This is a genomic window from Pontibacter sp. LHS1 (assembly GCF_058932855.1).
In genome coordinates this window covers 687790-706747 of the sequence record NZ_JBZYWF010000001.1, presented here as the reverse complement: position 1 = coordinate 706747, position 18958 = coordinate 687790, and the positions used below count along the sequence as shown (strand labels likewise).

General features: G+C 50.3%; 12 protein-coding genes. 6 read left to right on the top strand and 6 right to left on the bottom strand.

Going from position 1 to position 18958, the window contains the following annotated elements; genetic code table 11:
- Positions 1-34: 34 nt before the first annotated feature.
- The 3 genes from AC5FXQ_RS03060 to AC5FXQ_RS03050 all read right to left on the bottom strand — a co-directional run bounded on the left by AC5FXQ_RS03060 (position 35) and on the right by AC5FXQ_RS03050 (position 7728).
- Complete coding sequence (locus AC5FXQ_RS03060; RefSeq protein WP_493601018.1) at positions 35-3358, bottom strand: TonB-dependent receptor; 3324 nt, start codon at positions 3356-3358, stop codon at positions 35-37.
- A gap of 288 nt (positions 3359-3646) precedes the next feature.
- On the bottom strand, positions 3647-6820 hold the full coding sequence (locus AC5FXQ_RS03055; protein ID WP_493601017.1) for a TonB-dependent receptor: 3174 nt from the start codon (positions 6818-6820) through the stop codon (positions 3647-3649).
- A 269-nt stretch (positions 6821-7089) separates the two neighbouring features.
- Positions 7090-7728, bottom strand: a complete 639-nt coding sequence (locus AC5FXQ_RS03050) for a C40 family peptidase (protein WP_493601016.1) — start codon at positions 7726-7728, stop codon at positions 7090-7092.
- A 72-nt stretch (positions 7729-7800) separates the two neighbouring features.
- On the opposite strand from AC5FXQ_RS03050, the gene AC5FXQ_RS03045 reads away from it, so the two are divergent.
- Entirely contained in the window at positions 7801-9204 is a 1404-nt protein-coding gene (locus tag AC5FXQ_RS03045) for an FAD-binding oxidoreductase (protein WP_493601015.1), read from the top strand.
- 79 nt (positions 9205-9283) lie between these two features.
- Here AC5FXQ_RS03045 and AC5FXQ_RS03040 read toward each other — a convergent pair whose 3' ends face one another.
- Positions 9284-9529 carry a hypothetical protein gene (locus AC5FXQ_RS03040; protein ID WP_007652037.1) on the bottom strand — a complete coding sequence of 82 codons (246 nt, stop codon included), beginning with the start codon at positions 9527-9529 and terminating at the stop codon, positions 9284-9286.
- Positions 9530-9546: 17 nt separating this feature from the next.
- Complete coding sequence (locus AC5FXQ_RS03035; RefSeq protein WP_493601014.1) at positions 9547-10446, bottom strand: alpha/beta fold hydrolase; 900 nt, start codon at positions 10444-10446, stop codon at positions 9547-9549.
- A gap of 592 nt (positions 10447-11038) precedes the next feature.
- Between AC5FXQ_RS03035 and AC5FXQ_RS03030 the strand changes: the two genes are divergently transcribed.
- The gene (locus AC5FXQ_RS03030) at positions 11039-12391 is read left to right on the top strand and encodes a UDP-glucose dehydrogenase family protein (RefSeq protein ID WP_493601013.1); all 1353 of its coding nucleotides are present in this window, start codon (positions 11039-11041) and stop codon (positions 12389-12391) included.
- Position 12392: 1 nt separating this feature from the next.
- Complete coding sequence (locus AC5FXQ_RS03025; RefSeq protein ID WP_493601012.1) at positions 12393-13358, top strand: UDP-glucuronic acid decarboxylase family protein; 966 nt, start codon at positions 12393-12395, stop codon at positions 13356-13358.
- Positions 13359-13437: 79 nt separating this feature from the next.
- On the opposite strand, the gene AC5FXQ_RS03020 is transcribed toward AC5FXQ_RS03025, so the two are convergent.
- Positions 13438-14682 carry a tetratricopeptide repeat protein gene (locus AC5FXQ_RS03020; RefSeq protein WP_493601011.1) on the bottom strand — a complete coding sequence of 415 codons (1245 nt, stop codon included), beginning with the start codon at positions 14680-14682 and terminating at the stop codon, positions 13438-13440.
- Between the two features lie 111 nt (positions 14683-14793).
- Between AC5FXQ_RS03020 and AC5FXQ_RS03015 the strand changes: the two genes are divergently transcribed.
- The 3 genes from AC5FXQ_RS03015 to hpt all read left to right on the top strand — a co-directional run bounded on the left by AC5FXQ_RS03015 (position 14794) and on the right by hpt (position 18902).
- The gene (locus tag AC5FXQ_RS03015; protein WP_493601010.1) at positions 14794-15708 is read left to right on the top strand and encodes a M20/M25/M40 family metallo-hydrolase; all 915 of its coding nucleotides are present in this window, start codon (positions 14794-14796) and stop codon (positions 15706-15708) included.
- Positions 15709-16014: 306 nt separating this feature from the next.
- Entirely contained in the window at positions 16015-18261 is a 2247-nt protein-coding gene (locus tag AC5FXQ_RS03010; RefSeq protein WP_493601009.1) for a sodium-translocating pyrophosphatase, read from the top strand.
- Between the two features lie 98 nt (positions 18262-18359).
- Positions 18360-18902 (top strand): hypoxanthine phosphoribosyltransferase, encoded by a 543-nt coding sequence (gene hpt / locus AC5FXQ_RS03005; protein WP_493601008.1) that lies wholly within the window; start codon positions 18360-18362, stop codon positions 18900-18902.
- The last annotated feature ends 56 nt before the right edge of the window (positions 18903-18958 follow it).

Below are 18958 nucleotides of genomic sequence, written 5' to 3'. Positions count from 1 at the left end.
TGTCCCGCCTTTTTATTGTATTTGCTTTTTATGCTTAGTTGAAGATATAGCGCAGACCAAGCTGAGCATACCAAGTAGTAGAAAGTGTTGTGATGTCTCTGAAAGGAGCTGTAGGAAGTACAGTCTGGCCATTTTCAGTTACAGTTCTCATCTGGAATGTCGGAACACCTTCTTTGCTGATTGGCGTAGTGCTAGAGTTGGTAGTCAATACGCTCTGAGCGTTGTTGAATCCAGTCATGATACCCCACTCAGAGTTGATCAGGTTACCTACGTTCATTACGTCAGCAGTCAGCTGCAGTGTGTTACGCTTGCCACCAATGTTCGTGTAAACATCCTGGATCAATTTGAAGTCGAAGCGGTTCAACCATGGCATCAGGGCACCGTTACGCTCAGCGTACTGGCCGCGTCTTGTGCGCAGGTAGTCGTCGTTCTCGATGAACGTGTTGAAGGCATCGCGTTGCTGCTGGGCAGTGAACATTACCTCTTTGGTCTTGCTGTCAATGATGTCAACAAAGTTCAGGTTGTTCACGTCGTTTGGCACATACAGGAGGTCAGCGTTGATACCATCTTTATTGATGTCACCACTGTAGGTATAAGAGAAGCGTCCCTGATGTGAACCGTTGTAGAACAACGATACAGTAGTAGCTAGGTTGCCAAAGTAGTTCACTTTGTAAGACAGGTTACCTACTACGTTGTGAGGCACTGCATATTGTGATTTATACAAGATCTGCTCGTTCGGGCCGTTAACAGACGGGCTACCTAACCAGGCAGAAGAAGCGTTTGAACCTGGGTTACCAGATACTTCAGTTGCGTGAGTGTAAGTATAGTAAAGAGAGCCATACAGGCCGTTGCGTGCAGGAAGAGACAGACCTACTGTGCTGCTGAATGATTCGCCTTTAGCAGAAGTGTTTGTCAGTACTACGGCAGTGTTTGCGTTTACAGCAGCGTTGTATTTTGTGCTGTTAGCGCCTTCTGGGTAGTACCCTCTGTTGTCGTTCTCGCCTTCACCACCATAGTTCAGTGTTGTAGGAGCATCTGCTCTGTTAGCACCAAACTGGTAAGCGGCATTCACATCTTTTGTGTAGATAATGTCAGCCGTGGCTACCAAAGGAGTACCTGGGATGGTATAATCAGCACCGATGCTGGTTCTCCATACCTTAGGCATTCTGAACTCGTTGTCAACCAGAGCGAAGCTTGTAGGAACACCAGCTCTTGGGTTTTTGATGAACACGTTCTGCGCGCTAGCAGGTGTGTTGTTCAACCAGTAGTAAGGATCTGGGTTGAAGCGAATATCGCCAATCCAGCCGGCTACTGAAGCATAGCTGTTAGGCTCTACGTTGTTCTGGATTACACCAGAGTTAGAAGGCATGTTGGTCAACCATACGAATGGAACACGGCCGTTGAACAGACCAGTACCACCACGCAGTTGCAGAGAACCGTCACCAAGGGCGTCGAAGTTGAAGCCGATGCGTGGAGCCAGCATAATTCTGGACTTTGGCCACTCGCTTGTCGTGTACTTTCTCTCACCGCCTTCTGGTGTTCTCAGCGTGAGTTCATCAATAGAAGTGTTGGCAGTCAGGTCGTTCATATAAATTGGCATGTCGGCACGCAGACCCAGTGTCAGGTCCAATCTGTCAGTAGCGGCAAACTTGTCCTGAATGTAGGCACCGGCAGTACCCAGCACGATTGGAGCATACGTGTCCTGACCTTCGTAAGGGTAAGTCAGGCCGAACATGATCGGAGCAACCTCGTTAGGCGTTCCAGTAGTCAGGAAGTCCTCAACAGACTCGTATCGGTAGTAAGAAGTACCCATACGGATGTACTGGTTACCAAACTTCTGAGATTCAAAAGTAGCACCACCCGTAATCGTGTGCTTACCAGCCAGGTAAGTCAGGTTGTTTGTAATGCTGTAGTTGTTGTTTAGTACGTCGTTTCCGAAAGTGAATAGCTCATAACCAAACGTCATGTAGTTTGAGTTACGGTTTCTGTCGCCATCCCAGATGTCAACCATTGGGAAGATTTCGCTTGGAGACTTACGAGTATCCTGAATACGGCTATAAGTCGCTAGGAACTGGTTAGAAAGACGGGAAGAGAAAGTACTGTTCAATTCAGCTGAAGCGGAACGAACGATGTTCTCTGTGTCATACATAGTCTTAGAGAAAGCTATAGACTGGTCGCTCACACGGTTATTAACAGTTGAACGTGGACTTGGGCCAGAGCTACCGTTTACCAATGAACCTGCCTGACCAACAACCTGGTTGTAACGAACTGCCAGTTTGTGCTTGTCGCTGATGTTCCAGTCAATACGAGTCAGGAAGTTTGTGCTCTTGGTACCGTTGTCGTTGGCATAACCCTCATAAGAGCCTGGGTCATAGCCCCATGTGTTGATCAGGTGGTTGCGAACTGCTTCCAGGTCAGATCTTCTTGTTCTGGCGATGTTCTGGTCAGGGTTAGCTATACCATCATCAGATGCTTTCCAAAGGTTTACCGCAAATGGGTTTGTTCCTTTTTCATCAATAGTTTCAGCGTTCACGAAGAAGAATAATTTGTTCTTAATAATCGGACCACCTAAACGGAAACCGAAAGTACGGCTGGATGTTTCGTTGCCCTGATCAAGCTTTTCACCATTCACTCTTCTGCCGTTCATGTCTTGGTTACGGTAGAAACCATAAACTGAACCAGAGAATTCGTTGCTACCACTGCGGGTTACTGCGTTGATGCCAGCACCTGTAAAACCTGACTGGCGTACGTCGAAAGGAGCAATGTTTACTTGCACCTGCTCGATCGCGTCGATAGAGATAGGCTGCGAACGACCTCCAGGAAGTGGGTTGGAGTTCAGACCGAAGCCATTGTTAAAGTTTGCACCATCAATTTGAACGTTGTTAAAACGACCATCACGACCTGCAAAACCATTGCCATTAGCCTGTGGTGTCAGACGAGTGAAGTCTGTAAGGCTGCGGGTTACAGTTGGAAGCGTTGCAATCTGCTCAGTGCTTACGTTTGTTGCAGCACCTGTTCTCTGGGCATTGAACACTGATGACTGGTCAGCTGTTACCATTACTTCCGATAGCTGTGTGCCACCGTCAGAAAGGACAGCATCGAGCACGTAAGGGCGGCCAAGCTGCAAAGTGATGTTTGTGAAAGACATAGGCTGGTATCCTATGTAGCTTACCTCGATGGTGTAAGGACCACCGATACGGGTGTTGGCGATGTTAAAGCGACCATCTGTATTGGTCACTGCGCCATACGTGGTGCCCGAGGGCTGGTGTGTTGCTCTTACGGTTGCCCCGATCAAAGCTTCACCCTTCGAATCCTTAACGGATCCACTTACGCTACTTGTTGTTACTTGAGCGTGCATAGTAAGCACACAAAGCAACATAAGTAGCGTTGATAGTAATAACTTTTTCATAAAAGATTGATTGATTTTTGCCTGCAAAATTAGAGGCTATATTTCGAAATGCAACTACTTAATGATTAAATTATTATTAATAATTTGTCTTATGTTATTTGCTTTTCAGCATCGAAAAATTGTTGTAAATTGCGAACACACTGCTAGTCTAAACACTGAGTGCCAAAAAGAAAGGCGGAGCCATACAGCTCCGCCTTTCTTTTTGGCACTCAGTTAATTTTAGGACACAATTTACTTTTAGTTGAAAATGTAGCGAATACCGAACTGGGCTCTCCACCGTGACGAAAAGTCGTTTACAAAGTATGGGTTCCCGTCTGTCAGGCCGCGACCGGTATAGTTGAATCGGGGCGTTGTGGTGCCGGTCTCGTAGCCTACAAAATCAATGGCCTGGAAGGCGTTGAAAGTGGCGGTGTACTGTCGACCCCAGTCTTCGTTGAGCAGGTTCGTGAAATTAAAGATGTCAAAGGTCAGTTGCAGCCGGTGGGCGTTCTCATTTTGCCCTACCCTGAATTCCTGCATGATGCGCAGGTCAATCTGATTAGTCCAGGGAAGTCTGTCTCCGTTTCGCTCGGCATACTGGCCGCGTCTGTCGCTCAGGTAGTCGTTGCTGCTGATAAAGGCATCCAGCGCCTGCCACTGCTGCTCAGGTGATACGACCGTTCCATCCCGATCAGTAAAAGGTACCAGGTTTATCTCTGACGCATTGCTCGGGATGTAGATTAGGTCGTTGGTTCTGCCGGCATCATTGTTCACGTCACCATTATAGATGTAGGAAAGCGGCACCCCTGTCTGTCCGTTATAGAATGCAGAGATAGTTGTGCCTGCAAAGCCCAGGTAGTTCAAGTTATATGTAAGGCCAGCTACCACCCTAGATCGCACATCATTGTCAGCAAAGGCTTCCCTTACGTTGTTGAGGCCCTCTACCTGGTTTACGTTGATCCAGTTAGAACGGGCCTGGCTGGAGTTGCCGGGGTTAACATCCTTGGCTCGGGAATAGGTATAAGCCAATGAACCCGAGAGTCCATTCTCTACAAATGTCTTTTGTAACTGACCCGTCAGGCTGTAGCCAAAGCCACGGCTGGTGTTGGTCAGGTAGATAATATCCTGAAAATTATTGCCCTGTATGCGGCCAAACACCGGACGATTGTCTGCTCCAGTCAAAGTGCCGGTTTGCTCCAGGTTCAGGTTCTGGTAATAGATGTTGTTCAGGTTCTTGGAGTATATACCTTCCAGCGTTGCGATCAGATCAAATGGAAGCCGGTGATCAACGGCAGCGTTTACCCTGAACAACTGCGGAAACTTGAAATCAGGATCAGTGATATTGATTTCAGCTGTTCTGTCTGACAAACCTACCGTGGTGGCAGTTGGCTGGGTATTCGGGTCAGGGTTGAAGCGGATCTGCTCCAGCAGCGGGCCTGAAGTGAGTGCCAGACTACCCAGCATTTGCCCTGTATTGGTATATTGATTCGCTATCCACACAAAGGGTGCTCTACCGGTGAAGACCCCGGCACCGCCTCTTATCTGCGTATTGCCATTATCGAATACGTCCCAGTTGACGCCAACACGGGGGGAAAGCATAAATTGAGCACCAGGTGTCTTGTCAGTGGCCAGGCCCCTGCTGGCAAACGCCTCATTGAACTCTGCATTGGCAGCCGGCTCATCATTAAACGTCGGGATGTCGAGGCGTATACCTGCCGTTACCTTCAGATTATTGCGTACGGCATACTCGTCCTGTGCATAGAATCCGAGCTGAAAAGCAGAGAACTCTGCGCCCTGCTGGCGATTATCAGTGCGGGAGTAGTTGCGGAAGAAAGCCCCTGGCGCAGCTTCGTCGGGTGTGCCAATCGCTTCGAAAGCTTCGAGGGAGTTGTATTCGTAGGCTCCAAACTCCTGCCGGATGAACAGGTTGTAAGTTTTGTAAAACTCATTGTGCGTACCCAGTGTGATCGTGTGCTTGCCCAGAAAAGCGTTGAAGTTGTTGGTAATGGTGAGTACATCCTGGTCAAGCTGGTTCTGACCTGAAAAGGGTTCGCTACCCAGCGTGATCGTGCGACCACCTGATAAGCGTATCAGTACGTTGGGAAAGGGATCGCCGATGATATCGCGGTCGTCACGTACTGCGGTGAAGCCGATCAGTGCCTCGTTGGCAAACTGGCCCCCAAACTGACTGCGCAGCTGCATAACGGTCGAGTTAGTGGTGCTGGGAAAAAATTCAGCATTATTTGCAAAGCGGAGGGCATTTGGGGTGCGGGAGTTGTCACGGTTTTCGCCATATACGTAGCTGTGGCGGAGGGTAAGCTGGTGGTTGTCGGTGATGTTCCAGTCGAGTCGGGCAAAGATCTTATCACTCAGAGTTTCGTCATCTATCCCCCTAAAGCTGCCCGGATCGTAGCCCAGGCGATTGGCAACGCTCAGCACTCTGTTTGCTTCGTCCACTGTAATATTAGAGCCGGGGCTTCCGGGTTCGAACAGCAGCGGAGCCACTCTTTTGGTCTTTTCACCATTCACAAAGAAGAATAGTTTGTCCCGGATGATCGGGCCGCCAAGTCGCAGGCCCATCTGGTAGTCTGTGAAGTCCGGCAGCCTGGTCCTGGCGTCATCCGGGCTCCTGCCCACTAATGCTTCATTGTTGCCAAAATAGTAGGCAGACCCCGTAAATCGGTTGGACCCGCTACGAGTGATCGCGTTGATACCACCCCCTGTAAAGCCGCTTTGTCTCACATCAAAAGGAGCAATCACAACCTGTATCGCCTCAATGGCATCCAGCGAGATCGGCTGCACGCCAGTCTGCCCGCCATTGGTACCACTGGCCGACAGACCAAATACGTCATTGTTTACGGTACCATCTATCGAGAAATTGTTGAACCGGTTGTTTTGGCCGGCAAACGATATGCCTGACCCGGATGTAGAGGCCTGTGGCGTGATACGGGTGAAGTCATTCAGGCTTCGGGAGATTGTAGGCAGGGACTCGAGCTGCTCTGTTGACACGTTGGTAGAAGCACCTGTCCTGTCAGAGTTGATGACTTTGTCCTGCGTTGCGGTAACCTGCACTTCGCCAAGGGTGGTTGTGCTTTCTGAAATGGTGAGGTCCAGTCTGAAGTTCTGGCCGAGTGCCAGGTTGATGTTTTCGAATCGCTGCTCCTGGTAGCCCACATAGGAGGTCCTGACCGTGTAGGGGCCGCCTACACGCATGTTCTGGATATTGTAACGACCCTCTGCGTTGGTGGCGGCTACATACTGCGTGTTGGTAGGTGTGTGGACCGCAATCACTGTTGCGCCTGGTAGAGGGGAGCCGCTTTGGTCTTGTACCACACCGTTCATAGCCGCAGTCGTTGTACCCTGTGCCCAGGCTAAGTGGCCGCACATTAGCAGCAATATGGTCACAAGCAGCTTTGTGTAAATAGTCCTCATAATACTTATAAGCTAAATTGAAAAAATATAACTTCTTATAAGTACGTATGTATGAGTATTTTATCTCTTTTTTGATGTTAAATTTTGTGCACTTGCAGGCTGCGCTGGAGGCATGCTGCAGCAAAGTGCAGGCATCTGGATGGAAGAACAGATTATGCCGTAATTTCGACAGGTTCGATCAGTACCGATAAGGCATGGAATTACACCAGGAACTATTCAGCTGCTGTGCAGGTCTTGTAATGAAATTTTGAAGAAATTAAGGAAACAGGTTACTCTTCAAAAGGCCGCACCGCCTTGATAAAGATTTTTTGCCAGTAGTCAGAGTTCAGGTTGTTTTCAATCACACCGAGGCTGGTGGAGGCATGGATGAATTTAACTTCACTGTCGTTGATTACTTCCGTCACCATGCCCACATGCGTGATCTCCCGGCTGTTTTTGTTAGCCCCAAAAAACACGAGGTCCCCTTCTTTGAGCTCTCTTACTTTTACGGTTTTACCAAAGCGGCTCTGCTCCTCCGATGTACGCGGCAGGTTCACATTGATGCTTTGGAAAGAGGTGCAGAGCAAGCCGGAGCAGTCCATACCTACGCGTGTCGTGCCACCCCACTTATAAGGAGTGCCGGTATAGGAGCGGGCCGTCTGGATGACAGTGGCCACATGCTCGTCGAGGCGACGTGGGTTGGGTACGTTGGTGCGACTGGTGCGGTCTTTCGAGGCTACATTGCCTTTTCCACCGCTTCGGGCGGCCATTCTGGCTCTTTTGCGCTCCTGTCGCTTTTCCTCAGCTATCTCCCTGGCCGACTTATAAGTGTCGCCACGCTTGCTGAAGGTAGGCTTTGCTGACTGACAGGACGCCATCAATCCAATAAAAAAGATAAATAAAAGGTAACTGGTAATTGATGTTCTCAAAGCGTAACTTGGTAAATTGTGGCTAAAAAGATATTGGGCTTGCTAAATTAAGCATAAGCTATTTAATATAAAATGAATTTTAACAAGATAACCCCCGATCTGGTAGAAGCTTTCTCTTCAATCGTTGGGCAGGAGCACCTCATACTGCCTGCTGACGAGGAAGGATTTGTGCGCTATACCCATGATGAAACGGAAGACCTGCGCTACCTGCCGGAGGTAGTGCTCAAGCCTAAGAACGCAGAAGAAATCAGTGGTATTATGCGGCTGTGCCATGAAAATAGTATATCTGTGACACCCCGTGGGGCAGGTACCGGACTGAGCGGCGGTGCATTGGCCGTGCATGGAGGCGTGGTGCTGTCGATGGAGCGGCTCAATGCGATCATCCAGATTGATGAGCGCAACTTGCAGGCCACCGTGGAGCCCGGTGTGATCACGCAGGTGTTTCAGGAGGCGGTGATCGCCCGTGGGCTTTTCTACCCGCCGGACCCTTCGAGCCGGGGTAGTAGCCAATTGGGCGGCAACCTGAGCGAGTCATCCGGAGGGCCCAGAGCGGTCAAGTACGGGGTTACCAAAGACTATGTGTTGAACCTGGAAGTAGTGCTGCCAAGCGGTGAAATTACATGGACCGGGGCCAATGTGCTCAAAAACGCTACAGGGTATAATCTGACGCAATTGATGGTCGGGAGCGAAGGCACCCTGGGCATCATCACCAAAATTGTCTTTAAGCTTATACCTTACCCAACCCAGAACCTGGTGCTCCTGGTGCCCTTCCGGAAAGAAGAAGAGGCAGCAGCAGCCGTATCCAGCATATTTACTGCAGGTATAGTGCCCTCCGCCCTCGAATTTATGGAGCGTGAAGCCATTGAATGGGCTTGCCGCTATATGAAACTGGAAGTGCCTATGGCAGCTGATGAACGGGCACACCTGCTCATAGAGCTTGATGGTAATGACATGGACCTGCTTTACAAGGATGCAGAACGGGTTTATGAAGTGCTGGAAGCATTTGATGTAGGAGATATACTGGTAGCCGATACCGAGAAGCAAAAAGAGGACCTTTGGCGCCTGCGCCGCAATGTGGGCCATGCCGTGAAGAGCAACTCTATTTATAAAGAAGAAGACACGGTGGTGCCACGTGCCGAGCTACCCGTGCTCCTGCGGGGCGTGAAAGAGATTGGGGCAAGGTATAACTTCAAGTCTGTGTGCTACGGCCATGCCGGTGATGGCAACCTTCATATCAATATTGTGAAAGCTGACATGTCAGACGATGACTGGAACAACAAACTACCTGAAGGTATAAAGGAGATCTTCAGGCTATGTGTTTCGTTGGGCGGTACCATATCTGGTGAGCATGGTATAGGCTTGGTGCAGCGGCCTTATATAGGTATAGCACTTAGTGAGGTGCAACTCCGGCTCATGCAAGGTATAAAGCAGCTCTTTGACCCGAAGGGCATCCTGAATCCGGGGAAAATATTCTAAAAAAGAAAGCGGCAGTCATAAGATGGCTGCCGCTTTTTATAGATAGAGAACCGGTATAAGTCCCGATTCCCGGTATATATCATGATTTACGTTCATGGTTTGGCTTTTTGTCTTCCAGGGCCTCATCCAACTGTCGCAGGGTATCCCATGACTGCAGCAGGTTGCGTGGTGATTCGTGCAGTTCAGGTATAGAATTACCCTGCGTCTCTCCCGCCTGCTGACCGGTACTCATGTTATACAACTTGTTCTGGGCCTGGTTGGCCTTTTCTGTCGCCTGGTGACTGCGAAACAAGGCCTCTTTTAAGGTTTTATCGGGTTCCGTCATAATCGCTCGTTTTATGTTTATGAATTGTGTAATGTCTTTTCCTTTTTTTTCTCTTCCTCTTTTATAAAGTTGCTCACATACCGGGAAACCTCATCGGCGTGTTCTTCCATCAGAAAGTGGCCGCTGTCCTCAAAATGCAGCACATAGCACTCATGGAAAAATTTTTTCCAGCGCTGTAATGCCTCAATTTTTACAAGCTTGTCACGTTCTCCCCATAAGATGAGGGTCGGAGTATCCTGAATCTTTTTGCGCTCTTTCCAAAGTTCATCATACCACTTGCTTACACCTACCAGCTCGCGGGCGCAGGCCAGTGAACTTACGGTGTCGTCAGGGTCGCCAAGTGCATGGGTATATTGGGCTTTAAGCTTTTCCGGCATTTTGCTCTCCTGCCCAAACAGTTCGTGTACCAGTTGGTCCGTGGTGAGGTTGAGCTTAGAATGTAAAAACTTGCCCAGAGGGCCTACCAGATATTTACTGGCCTTTGAAAACACCTGATGATTGGACAGCGACCAGGTCCAGGTATTGAGCATGACAATATTCTGCACCTTTTCAGGATGCTTAATTGCGTAGGCCAGTCCAATCGGCGCCCCAAAGTCATGTACCAGCAAGGTGATCTCGCTAAGTCCAAGGTGTGCCATCAGCTGCTCAAAGTTAGCGGCATGTGCCCTTGGCTTGTAGCTCCAGTCCTTAGGTTTGTCGGACAAGCCAAAGCCGATCAGATCCAGGGCCACACAGCGGTATTTTTTGCTCAGGATCTTGATCAGGTTGCGGTAGGCAAATGACCAGGAAGGCGTGCCGTGAATCATAACGATCGGATGGCCTTCTCCTTCATCGATATAATGCATCTTGCCAGCTTCTAATTCCAGGAATTTGGATTTGAAGGGGTATTCTTTGGTGTCCAGCCAGTCTGGTTTCATAGGTGACTCAGGGTGTGTTCTACCCTTATCTATACTTGAGACAGGAACTCAGGTTGTTGAGAAAAGTAAAAATATGTCAGTCACTTTAATTTAAAGGGAGTGTGGTGCTACTGGCAGATAAAACAGGCATAAATGAATGTAGCCTAGCAACACAGGCTGTCGGATAGGAAAGAAGTAGTATTGATTTATTTTAATTTTTGAGGATATACCGCAACACTTTTGTCCTGAACAAAGTAAGACAAGTCGCCGGTTCGCGGTATTTTGAAGGGAAGGCTCTGCCAGGTGATCAGATTGCCTGGTATTCCTAAGGCCAACAATAGTAGCCAAATTCAACTCCTTCTAAAAAAATGTTTAATTTTGTCTTTTTAACTGTGTGGGTTTCATGGGGAACATCCCTGTGCAACTGTTTTCATTTTATCAGGAGACAAGGGCTGGCTGCATAAGTTGATGCTTTAGCTCGCAAAACAAATTCCTCTATTCAGGGGGTGGTTTTAGAGATATGGCAGCAATGGGATGCGGGAAAGCTCGTTGAGATTACATATTGATTTTTTTAAAAAACTCTAAGTTTGTACTTCATTAATAATATTTACCTATGAGAATAGCTGTAGTTGGCACCGGTTACGTGGGGCTTGTGACGGGCACCTGCTTTGCCGAGGTGGGCATTGACGTGACCTGCATCGACATTGACTCCAAGAAGATAGACAACCTCAAGCAGGGTATCCTGCCCATCTATGAGCCGGGCCTCGAGGAGATGGTGCTGCGCAACGCCCAGAAGGAGCGCCTTTCCTTCTCCACCAGCCTTGCCGACAGCGTGCAGGGCTGCCAGGTGGCCTTCATCGCCGTGGGCACGCCTCCGGGCGAGGACGGCTCGGCCGACCTGAAGTACGTGCTGGCCGTGGCCCGGGAGATCGGCCGCTCCATGAACGACTACCTGGTGGTGGTGACCAAGAGCACCGTGCCGGTGGGCACGGCCGCCAAGGTGCGCCAGGCCATCGCCGAGGAGCTCGAGGCGCGCGGCGCCGACATCGCCTTCGACGTTGCCTCCAACCCGGAGTTCCTCAAGGAGGGTGCCGCCATCGACGACTTCCTCAAGCCGGACAGGATCGTGGTGGGCGTGGACTCGGAGCGCGCCGAGCAGGTGATGGGCAAGCTCTACAAGCCTTTCCTGATGAACGGCCACCCGCTGATCTTCATGGACATACCCTCTGCCGAGATGACCAAGTACGCGGCTAACGCCATGCTGGCCACCAAGATCTCGTTCATGAACGACATCGCCAACCTGTGCGAGATCATGGGCGCCGACGTGAACATGGTGCGCAAGGGCATCGGCTCTGACGCCCGCATCGGCAACAAGTTTATCTACCCGGGCATCGGCTACGGCGGCTCCTGCTTCCCCAAGGACGTGAAGGCGCTCATCAAGACGGCCTCCGAGAACGGCTACTCCATGGAGGTGCTCAAGTCGGTGGAGACGGTCAACGAGCGTCAGAAGTCGGTGCTCTTCAACAAGGTGATGAACTACTTCGGCGGTGACCTGGAAGGCAAGACCTTCGCTGTGTGGGGCCTCTCCTTCAAGCCCAAGACAGACGACATGCGCGAGGCGCCCTCGCTGGTGATCATCGAGAAGCTGCTCGAGCAGGGGGCCAGGGTAAAAGCCTACGACCCGGTGGCCATGAAGGAGGCCAGGCACTCCTTGGGCGAGCGTATCGAGTACGGCAAGGACGAGTACGAGACCCTGATCGACGCCGACGCGCTGCTGCTGGTGACCGAGTGGCCCGAGTTCCGCTCCCCTAACTTCGCAGTGGTGAGCAAGCTGATGAAGGAGAAGGTCGTGTTCGACGGAAGAAACATCTACGACTGCAGGGAGATGGAGGAGAAGGGCTTCACCTACTTCGGCATCGGCGTCAAGCAGGCGCAGGTGGTCCAGCAACCTAAAGCAACAGTATAGCATGGCCAGAAAAAGAGTATTGGTAACAGGCGGAGCCGGCTTTCTCGGTTCCCACCTGTGCGACAGATTCATAGCCGAGGGCTACTACGTGATCGCGATGGACAACCTGATCACGGGCAGCCTCGAGAACATAGAGCATCTTTTCAAACTCGAGCAGTTTGAGTTCTACCACCACGACGTGTCCAAGTTTGTGCACGTGCCGGGAGAGCTCGACTACATCCTGCACTTCGCCTCGCCGGCCAGCCCGATCGACTACCTCAAGATTCCGATCCAGACGCTGAAGGTGGGTTCGCTGGGCACGCACAACCTGCTGGGACTGGCCAAGGCCAAGGGCGCGCGCATGCTCATCGCCTCCACCTCGGAGGTGTACGGCGACCCGCTGGTGCACCCGCAGAGCGAGGACTACTGGGGCAACGTGAACCCGGTGGGGCCGCGCGGCTGCTACGACGAAGCCAAGCGCTTCCAGGAGGCCATGACCATGGCCTACCACATGCACCACGGGCTGGAGACGCGCATTGTGCGTATCTTCAACACCTATGGGCCGCGCATGCGACTGGACGATGGCCGCGTGCTGCCTGCCTTCCTGAGCCAGGCGCTTCGTGGCGAGCCGCTGAGCATCTTCGGTGATGGCAGCCAGACGCGCTCCTTCTGCTACGTGGATGACCTGGTGGAGGGTATCTACCGTCTGCTGCTGAGCGACTACCCGCACCCGGTCAACATCGGCAACCCATCTGAGATCACCATTAAGCAGTTTGCCGAGGAGATCTGCCGCCTGACCGGTGCGGAGCTCAAGGTGGAGTACCAGCCGCTGCCGACCGACGATCCGCAGAAGCGCCAGCCGGATATCTCAAAAGCCAAAGAGGTGCTGGGCTGGGAGCCGAAGGTGGACCGTGCCGAGGGTTTGCAAAAAACACTCGAGTACTTTAAGGAGAAAGTGAAATTGCCTGTCGAACGTGTAGTAGATTAGGCAATTTACATATAAAAGCAGAAGGGCTCTGTCACTTTGTGGTGACAGAGCCCTTCTGCTTTTATATCCTTTAGTGTGATTAGATCCTTTTGTGCGCTTTTATAAAGTCTTTCGCTTCTTTATTAGCTGCATGCTTTTTATCGGTAGTCTCCAGCACAATACTGTAATAATGCTTTGCTGTTTTCAGCTCCCGCTCCTGCCTGGCAATGCGGGCAAGGTTCAGGTATGAATTGACAAAATAACCCGAATCACGTTCATTGCTCATTTCAGCGTAATTGATCGAGTTCTGGTAGTAAGCCTTTGCCTTTTGAAAATCACGGTACTTATTCTGGTTGATATAGGCCAGGATATAAGAGGCGTAACGTCCACTTACAGCTTCGTAGCCTGGCATGCGCCGGTCGAGCTTACTTAGAATATCAAGACACACCCGCTCTGCCATGGTAAAGTGGCCCTGCACGAAAAGAGCACGTGCGTAGAAGCGCTGGAAGTAGGCATTATTTGGGTACTTTTCTACAAGCCCCTTTACCAGATCCAGTGCAGCCTCCATGTTTCCTTCCTCGTTGGCATATATCTTCATGAGGAAGAACTTTGCCTCCGTACCGGTATAAAAACCATTATTTGCCACATAGCGCAGCTGTTTTATACCCAATCGCTTGTCGCCGCTCGGGAAGAAAGCCAGCACAGGGCGCAGCATCTTGTAGTTTTCATGAATCCAGATGGAGTAGTAGTTAAAGAGCGCCTCCCCAAATAAAAACTCAGGGCTCAGGCCGTTGCCAGCCTTGGCTTTCTCTAAATATTCCAATGATCGTTTGCTGGCAATGGTAGCCTTGCGCCAGTTGCTGCGCTCAGAATGCAGGCGGCCGGCAAATCCGTTGGCAGCCGATAGGAAAAAGGCCGCCTCGTAGTCTTTGTTATTCTGGTCATAGAGTTTCTCAGCCTTCTGGATGGTGGAGTCCATGTAGGCGAAAAACAAGTCATCATACTCCAGGGTCTGAATGTTGGTAGGCACGATCTTCCACCACTGGCTGAGGCCCATCAGGAAGTAGGGAAGGGGGTGATTCGGATAGCGGCGGCGCAAAGATTTGAATTGCTTCTCGGCCAGCTCGTACTTGAAGTTGTACATGTTGTCCACGGCGCCCTCCAGTTCATACTGGATGTCTTTATCCATGAGCAGCATGCCTTTTATGTTCCCAGCCGCAGGTATAACCTCTACCGATTGTATTGTGACTTCTCGTATAGCTGTATCAGACTGCGCCTTAGAGCCCTGGCCCAAAGCAAAGTGTGACAGGATGATACCGAGAAATGCAAGTACAATCTTCTTCATAAATAAAATGGAAAATCCGGCGTATCGTGCTTGTAGCCTCCTTATCTGCTAAACAGGTAATAAAAGTACAACAATTATATTAATTTTGAATTGATACAAAAGAAATATTGCATGAAACTTCTGAAACAACTCTGCAGCATACACGCACCGTCCGGCAACGAGAAAAAACTAACCGATTTTCTGCTTAACTACATTGAAGAACAGAAAGTTCAGTGGAAACAACAACCAGTGGTAGTTTATGGAGAGGGTTTTCAGGATTGTATTTTGTTAATATTTGGAAAGCCCAGGGCCGCCATTTTTGCGCATATAGACTCCATTGGCTTTACAGTGCGCTACGGAAAGCAGCTTGTAAAGATCGGTGGGCCTGACCTGGAAACCGGCTATACACTGGTGGGGGAAGATTCGCAGGGTAAAATTGAGTGTACGCTGGAGTTTGATGAGGAAGAGCACGAGATCAGTTACAGCTATGAGCGTGAGATAGAACGCGGGACAGAGCTTGTGTTTAAATGCGATTTCCGGGAAACTGAAGAGACAGTGCAGTCGTGCTATCTTGATAACAGACTGGGTGTGTGGAGTGCTTTAAAAGTTGCTGAGACATTGGAGAATGGCATCATTGCGTTCAGCAGTTGGGAGGAGCACGGCGGCGGTTCAGTAGCATACCTGGCCAAGTACATTGCGGAGCGCTACGGTGTGCATCAGGCACTGATCTCGGATATTACCTGGGTAACGGAAGGCGTAAAGCCAGGAGAGGGTGTTGTGATCTCTATGCGCGACAGTCTTATACCGCGTCGGTCATATGTCGAGAAGATAATAGGTATAGCTAAAGCCTCCGGTATACCTTACCAGTTGGAAGTGGAAGGCGCAGGCGGCAGCGATGCAAAGGAACTTCAGCACGGACCATACCCCTGGGACTGGTGCTTTGTGGGCGCTCCCGAAGATAATGTGCATACGCCAAATGAAATTGTTCATAAGAAAGATATAGAGAGTATGGTGGCGCTGTATAAGGAGCTGATGGAGAAGTTGTAATTTTACTTTGAAACAAAATAAATGAAAGGCTGCCAGTTAATGGCAGCCTTTTTCTTTGCTCAGGGGGCAGCAGACGAGTATTTCCAGACAGAAATAGACCAGGCAAAACCAGGCGGAGGCGGTGCAAACGAGGTGTGAAAGTAATGTGGAATGCAAATGACTAAGCGATAGAGGTATACCTGCTAAGTTGACCTGAAAGCTTTGAATGCAAATATTTGGAAAAGTCAAACGAATAGCCTTTCTTTAATAGCTCTATATAGCAATTTCAGAATCTCAACCCTTATTAACAAAACTAACTCTTATTGAATGGAAACTATTCTCTACGCAATTCCTGGATTTGGTCTGGCGGCCCTCCTGTATACCTTTATCAGGTCGGCTTGGGTAACGAAGCAAGCAGCGGGTAACGAACGCATGACGGAGATCGCCCGCCACATTGCCGACGGTGCCATGGCTTTTTTGAAAGCGGAGTACAAAGTGCTATTCTACTTTGTGGTCATCGCCAGTATATTTCTTTTTTATCTGGGCTATACCGGTGAAAACTCCCACTGGACAATTGTCATAGCCTTTATTATTGGAGCGCTCTTTTCGGCCATTGCAGGCTTTATTGGGATGCGCATCGCCACGAAGGCAAACGTGCGTACAGCGGAAGCAGCCCGTACAAGCTTGTCGCGTGCACTGAGCGTGTCATTTGCGGGTGGCTCCGTAATGGGGATGGGTGTGGCAGGTCTGGCGGTGCTGGGTCTGGGCTCACTTTTCATCGTGCTTTACTACTTCTTTGTATACAGCGTGAACGGTAATGTGAACGGCCACGAGATGGAAGTGGCACTGGAAGTACTCACCGGTTTCTCACTGGGTGCTGAAAGTATTGCCCTCTTTGCGCGTGTAGGCGGTGGTATTTATACCAAAGCAGCCGACGTAGGCGCTGACCTGGTGGGTAAAGTAGAGGCAGGTATACCAGAGGATGATCCGCGCAACCCGGCTACTATTGCCGATAACGTGGGAGATAACGTAGGTGACGTGGCAGGTATGGGGGCAGACCTTTTCGGTTCGTACGTGGCTACCATACTGGCTACGATGGTACTGGGCCGCGAAGTGGTTTCACAGGACAATTTCGGCGGTATGGCCCCGATCATACTTCCGATGTTCATCGCTGGTCTGGGAATCGTCTTCTCCCTGATCGGGATGCTCTTTATCCGTGTAAAAGAAGGTGGCAATGTGCAGGGTGCTCTCAACTTAGGCAACTGGATCTCGGTAGCCCTGACGGCAGTGGGTGCTTATTTCGCTATACACTGGATGCTGCCAGAAAATATGAACCTGCGCAACTTCGAATTTACCGCTAACGGTGTGTTTATCGCTGTAATTGTGGGCCTGGTGGTAGGCACCTTGATGAGTATCATTACAGAGTACTACACGGCCATGGGCAAAAAGCCTGTTAATTCCATCGTACAGCAGTCTTCTACTGGCCACGCTACCAACATCATTGCTGGTCTGGCGGTAGGCATGCATTCCACTGTGTTGCCTATCATCGTGCTGGCCGCAGGTATCGTATTGTCTTATGCTTCGGCTGGCCTGTATGGCGTAGCTATCGCAGCGGCGGGTATGATGGCCACAACAGCTATGCAGCTGGCCATTGACGCCTTCGGCCCTATTGCTGACAACGCCGGTGGTATTGCGGAGATGAGCGAGTTGCCAAAAGAAGTGCGCGGCCGTACCGATATCCTGGATGCGGTGGGTAATACCACCGCTGCAACGGGTAAAGGCTTCGCGATCGCATCGGCAGCTCTTACCTCACTTGCGCTGTTTGCAGCATTTGTAGGTATAGCAGGCATCTCTAGCATCGACCTCTACAAAGCCCCTGTATTGGCGGGGCTCTTTATCGGTGCCATGATCCCATTCATCTTCTCTGCCCTTTGTATTGCAGCGGTAGGTCGTGCAGCCATGGCCATGGTGCATGAAGTGCGCCGTCAGTTCCGCGAAATTCCGGGCATTATGGAAGGTACAGGTCAGCCGGAGTACGAAAAATGCGTAGCCATCTCAACTAAAGCCGCTATCCGCGAAATGATGTTGCCTGGTGCCATTGCCCTGATCGTGCCGGTTCTGGTAGGCTTCGGTTTCAGAGACGTGTTCGCAGATACCCCTTCAGCCGAAATCCTGGGTGGCCTGCTGGCTGGTGTAACCGTGTCAGGCGTACTGATGGCGATGTTTCAGTCTAACGCCGGTGGCGCCTGGGACAATGCCAAGAAGTCGTTCGAGAAAGGCGTGGAGATCAATGGCAAGATGGAGTACAAAGGCTCTGATGCCCATAAAGCCTCTGTAACGGGCGATACGGTAGGTGATCCGTTCAAGGATACATCCGGACCTTCTATGAACATCCTGATCAAGCTGATGTCGATCGTGTCATTGGTAATTGCGCCTCACATTGCCACAGAGCGTACCCCAGCTATACCTGAGGAGCCAAACCTGAACATGCAGCTGGAGCAGGAGGCGCCATCGACAGTGCAGCATATCAATCCTGAAAATACAGTTGTTGTTGCCGGTCTGACGGTCAGATAATCAACACGATTCCGCGAAGTATAAATAAGCCCAACTATTCGGTTGGGCTTATTTTTTATTATCCTTACCTTTGTTTACCAACAAGACCGATACGCTATATGGATCCCCGTACAATCACGATTCACGATTGTGACTTCAGTACCTACATGTACGAAGAAGAAATCATTGCACGCATAGTGATGCTGGCAGAGCAAATTGAGCAGGACTATGCTGGTAAAAACCCACTTTTTCTGGCAGTACTGAACGGGTCGTTCATGTTTACAGCCGATCTGATGAAGCGCATCAACATTCCTTGCGAAATATCTTTCATCCGCATGTCATCATATCAGGATATGCATAGCACTGGCCAAGTGAAGGAAGTACTGGGTCTGACTGAGCAAATTGAAGGACGAGATGTACTGATCATCGAAGATATCGTGGACACAGGACATACCGTGAGTGCGCTGCTTCAACAACTTCGTGAGAAGAATCCTGCATCGCTCGAGATCATAACACTGCTGATGAAGCCTGAATGCCTGCAGCACCAGCTGGATGTGAAGTACGTGGCCAAGTCTATCCCGAATGACTTTGTAGTTGGCTATGGGCTTGACTACAATGGCTTGGGCCGTAACCTGCGCGATATTTACAAAATCGTGTCTTAAGGAGTCTGGCGTGCCTGAAGCAAAAAGACCCTCCTCAGATTAGGCGCAACTCAAAA

What these genes read in the sequence shown, in the direction of transcription:
- AC5FXQ_RS03060 (WP_493601018.1), bottom strand. Translation starts at nt 3,358, where the DNA reads ATGCACGCTCAAGTAACAACAAGTAGCGTAAGTGGATCCGTTAAGGAT.
- AC5FXQ_RS03055 (WP_493601017.1), bottom strand. Translation starts at nt 6,820, where the DNA reads ATGAGGACTATTTACACAAAGCTGCTTGTGACCATATTGCTGCTAATG.
- AC5FXQ_RS03045 (WP_493601015.1), top strand. Translation starts at nt 7,801, where the DNA reads ATGAATTTTAACAAGATAACCCCCGATCTGGTAGAAGCTTTCTCTTCA.
- AC5FXQ_RS03040 (WP_007652037.1), bottom strand. Translation starts at nt 9,529, where the DNA reads ATGACGGAACCCGATAAAACCTTAAAAGAGGCCTTGTTTCGCAGTCAC.
- AC5FXQ_RS03035 (WP_493601014.1), bottom strand. Translation starts at nt 10,446, where the DNA reads ATGAAACCAGACTGGCTGGACACCAAAGAATACCCCTTCAAATCCAAA.
- AC5FXQ_RS03030 (WP_493601013.1), top strand. Translation starts at nt 11,039, where the DNA reads ATGAGAATAGCTGTAGTTGGCACCGGTTACGTGGGGCTTGTGACGGGC.
- AC5FXQ_RS03025 (WP_493601012.1), top strand. Translation starts at nt 12,393, where the DNA reads ATGGCCAGAAAAAGAGTATTGGTAACAGGCGGAGCCGGCTTTCTCGGT.
- AC5FXQ_RS03020 (WP_493601011.1), bottom strand. Translation starts at nt 14,682, where the DNA reads ATGAAGAAGATTGTACTTGCATTTCTCGGTATCATCCTGTCACACTTT.
- AC5FXQ_RS03015 (WP_493601010.1), top strand. Translation starts at nt 14,794, where the DNA reads ATGAAACTTCTGAAACAACTCTGCAGCATACACGCACCGTCCGGCAAC.
- AC5FXQ_RS03010 (WP_493601009.1), top strand. Translation starts at nt 16,015, where the DNA reads ATGGAAACTATTCTCTACGCAATTCCTGGATTTGGTCTGGCGGCCCTC.
- hpt (WP_493601008.1), top strand. Translation starts at nt 18,360, where the DNA reads ATGGATCCCCGTACAATCACGATTCACGATTGTGACTTCAGTACCTAC.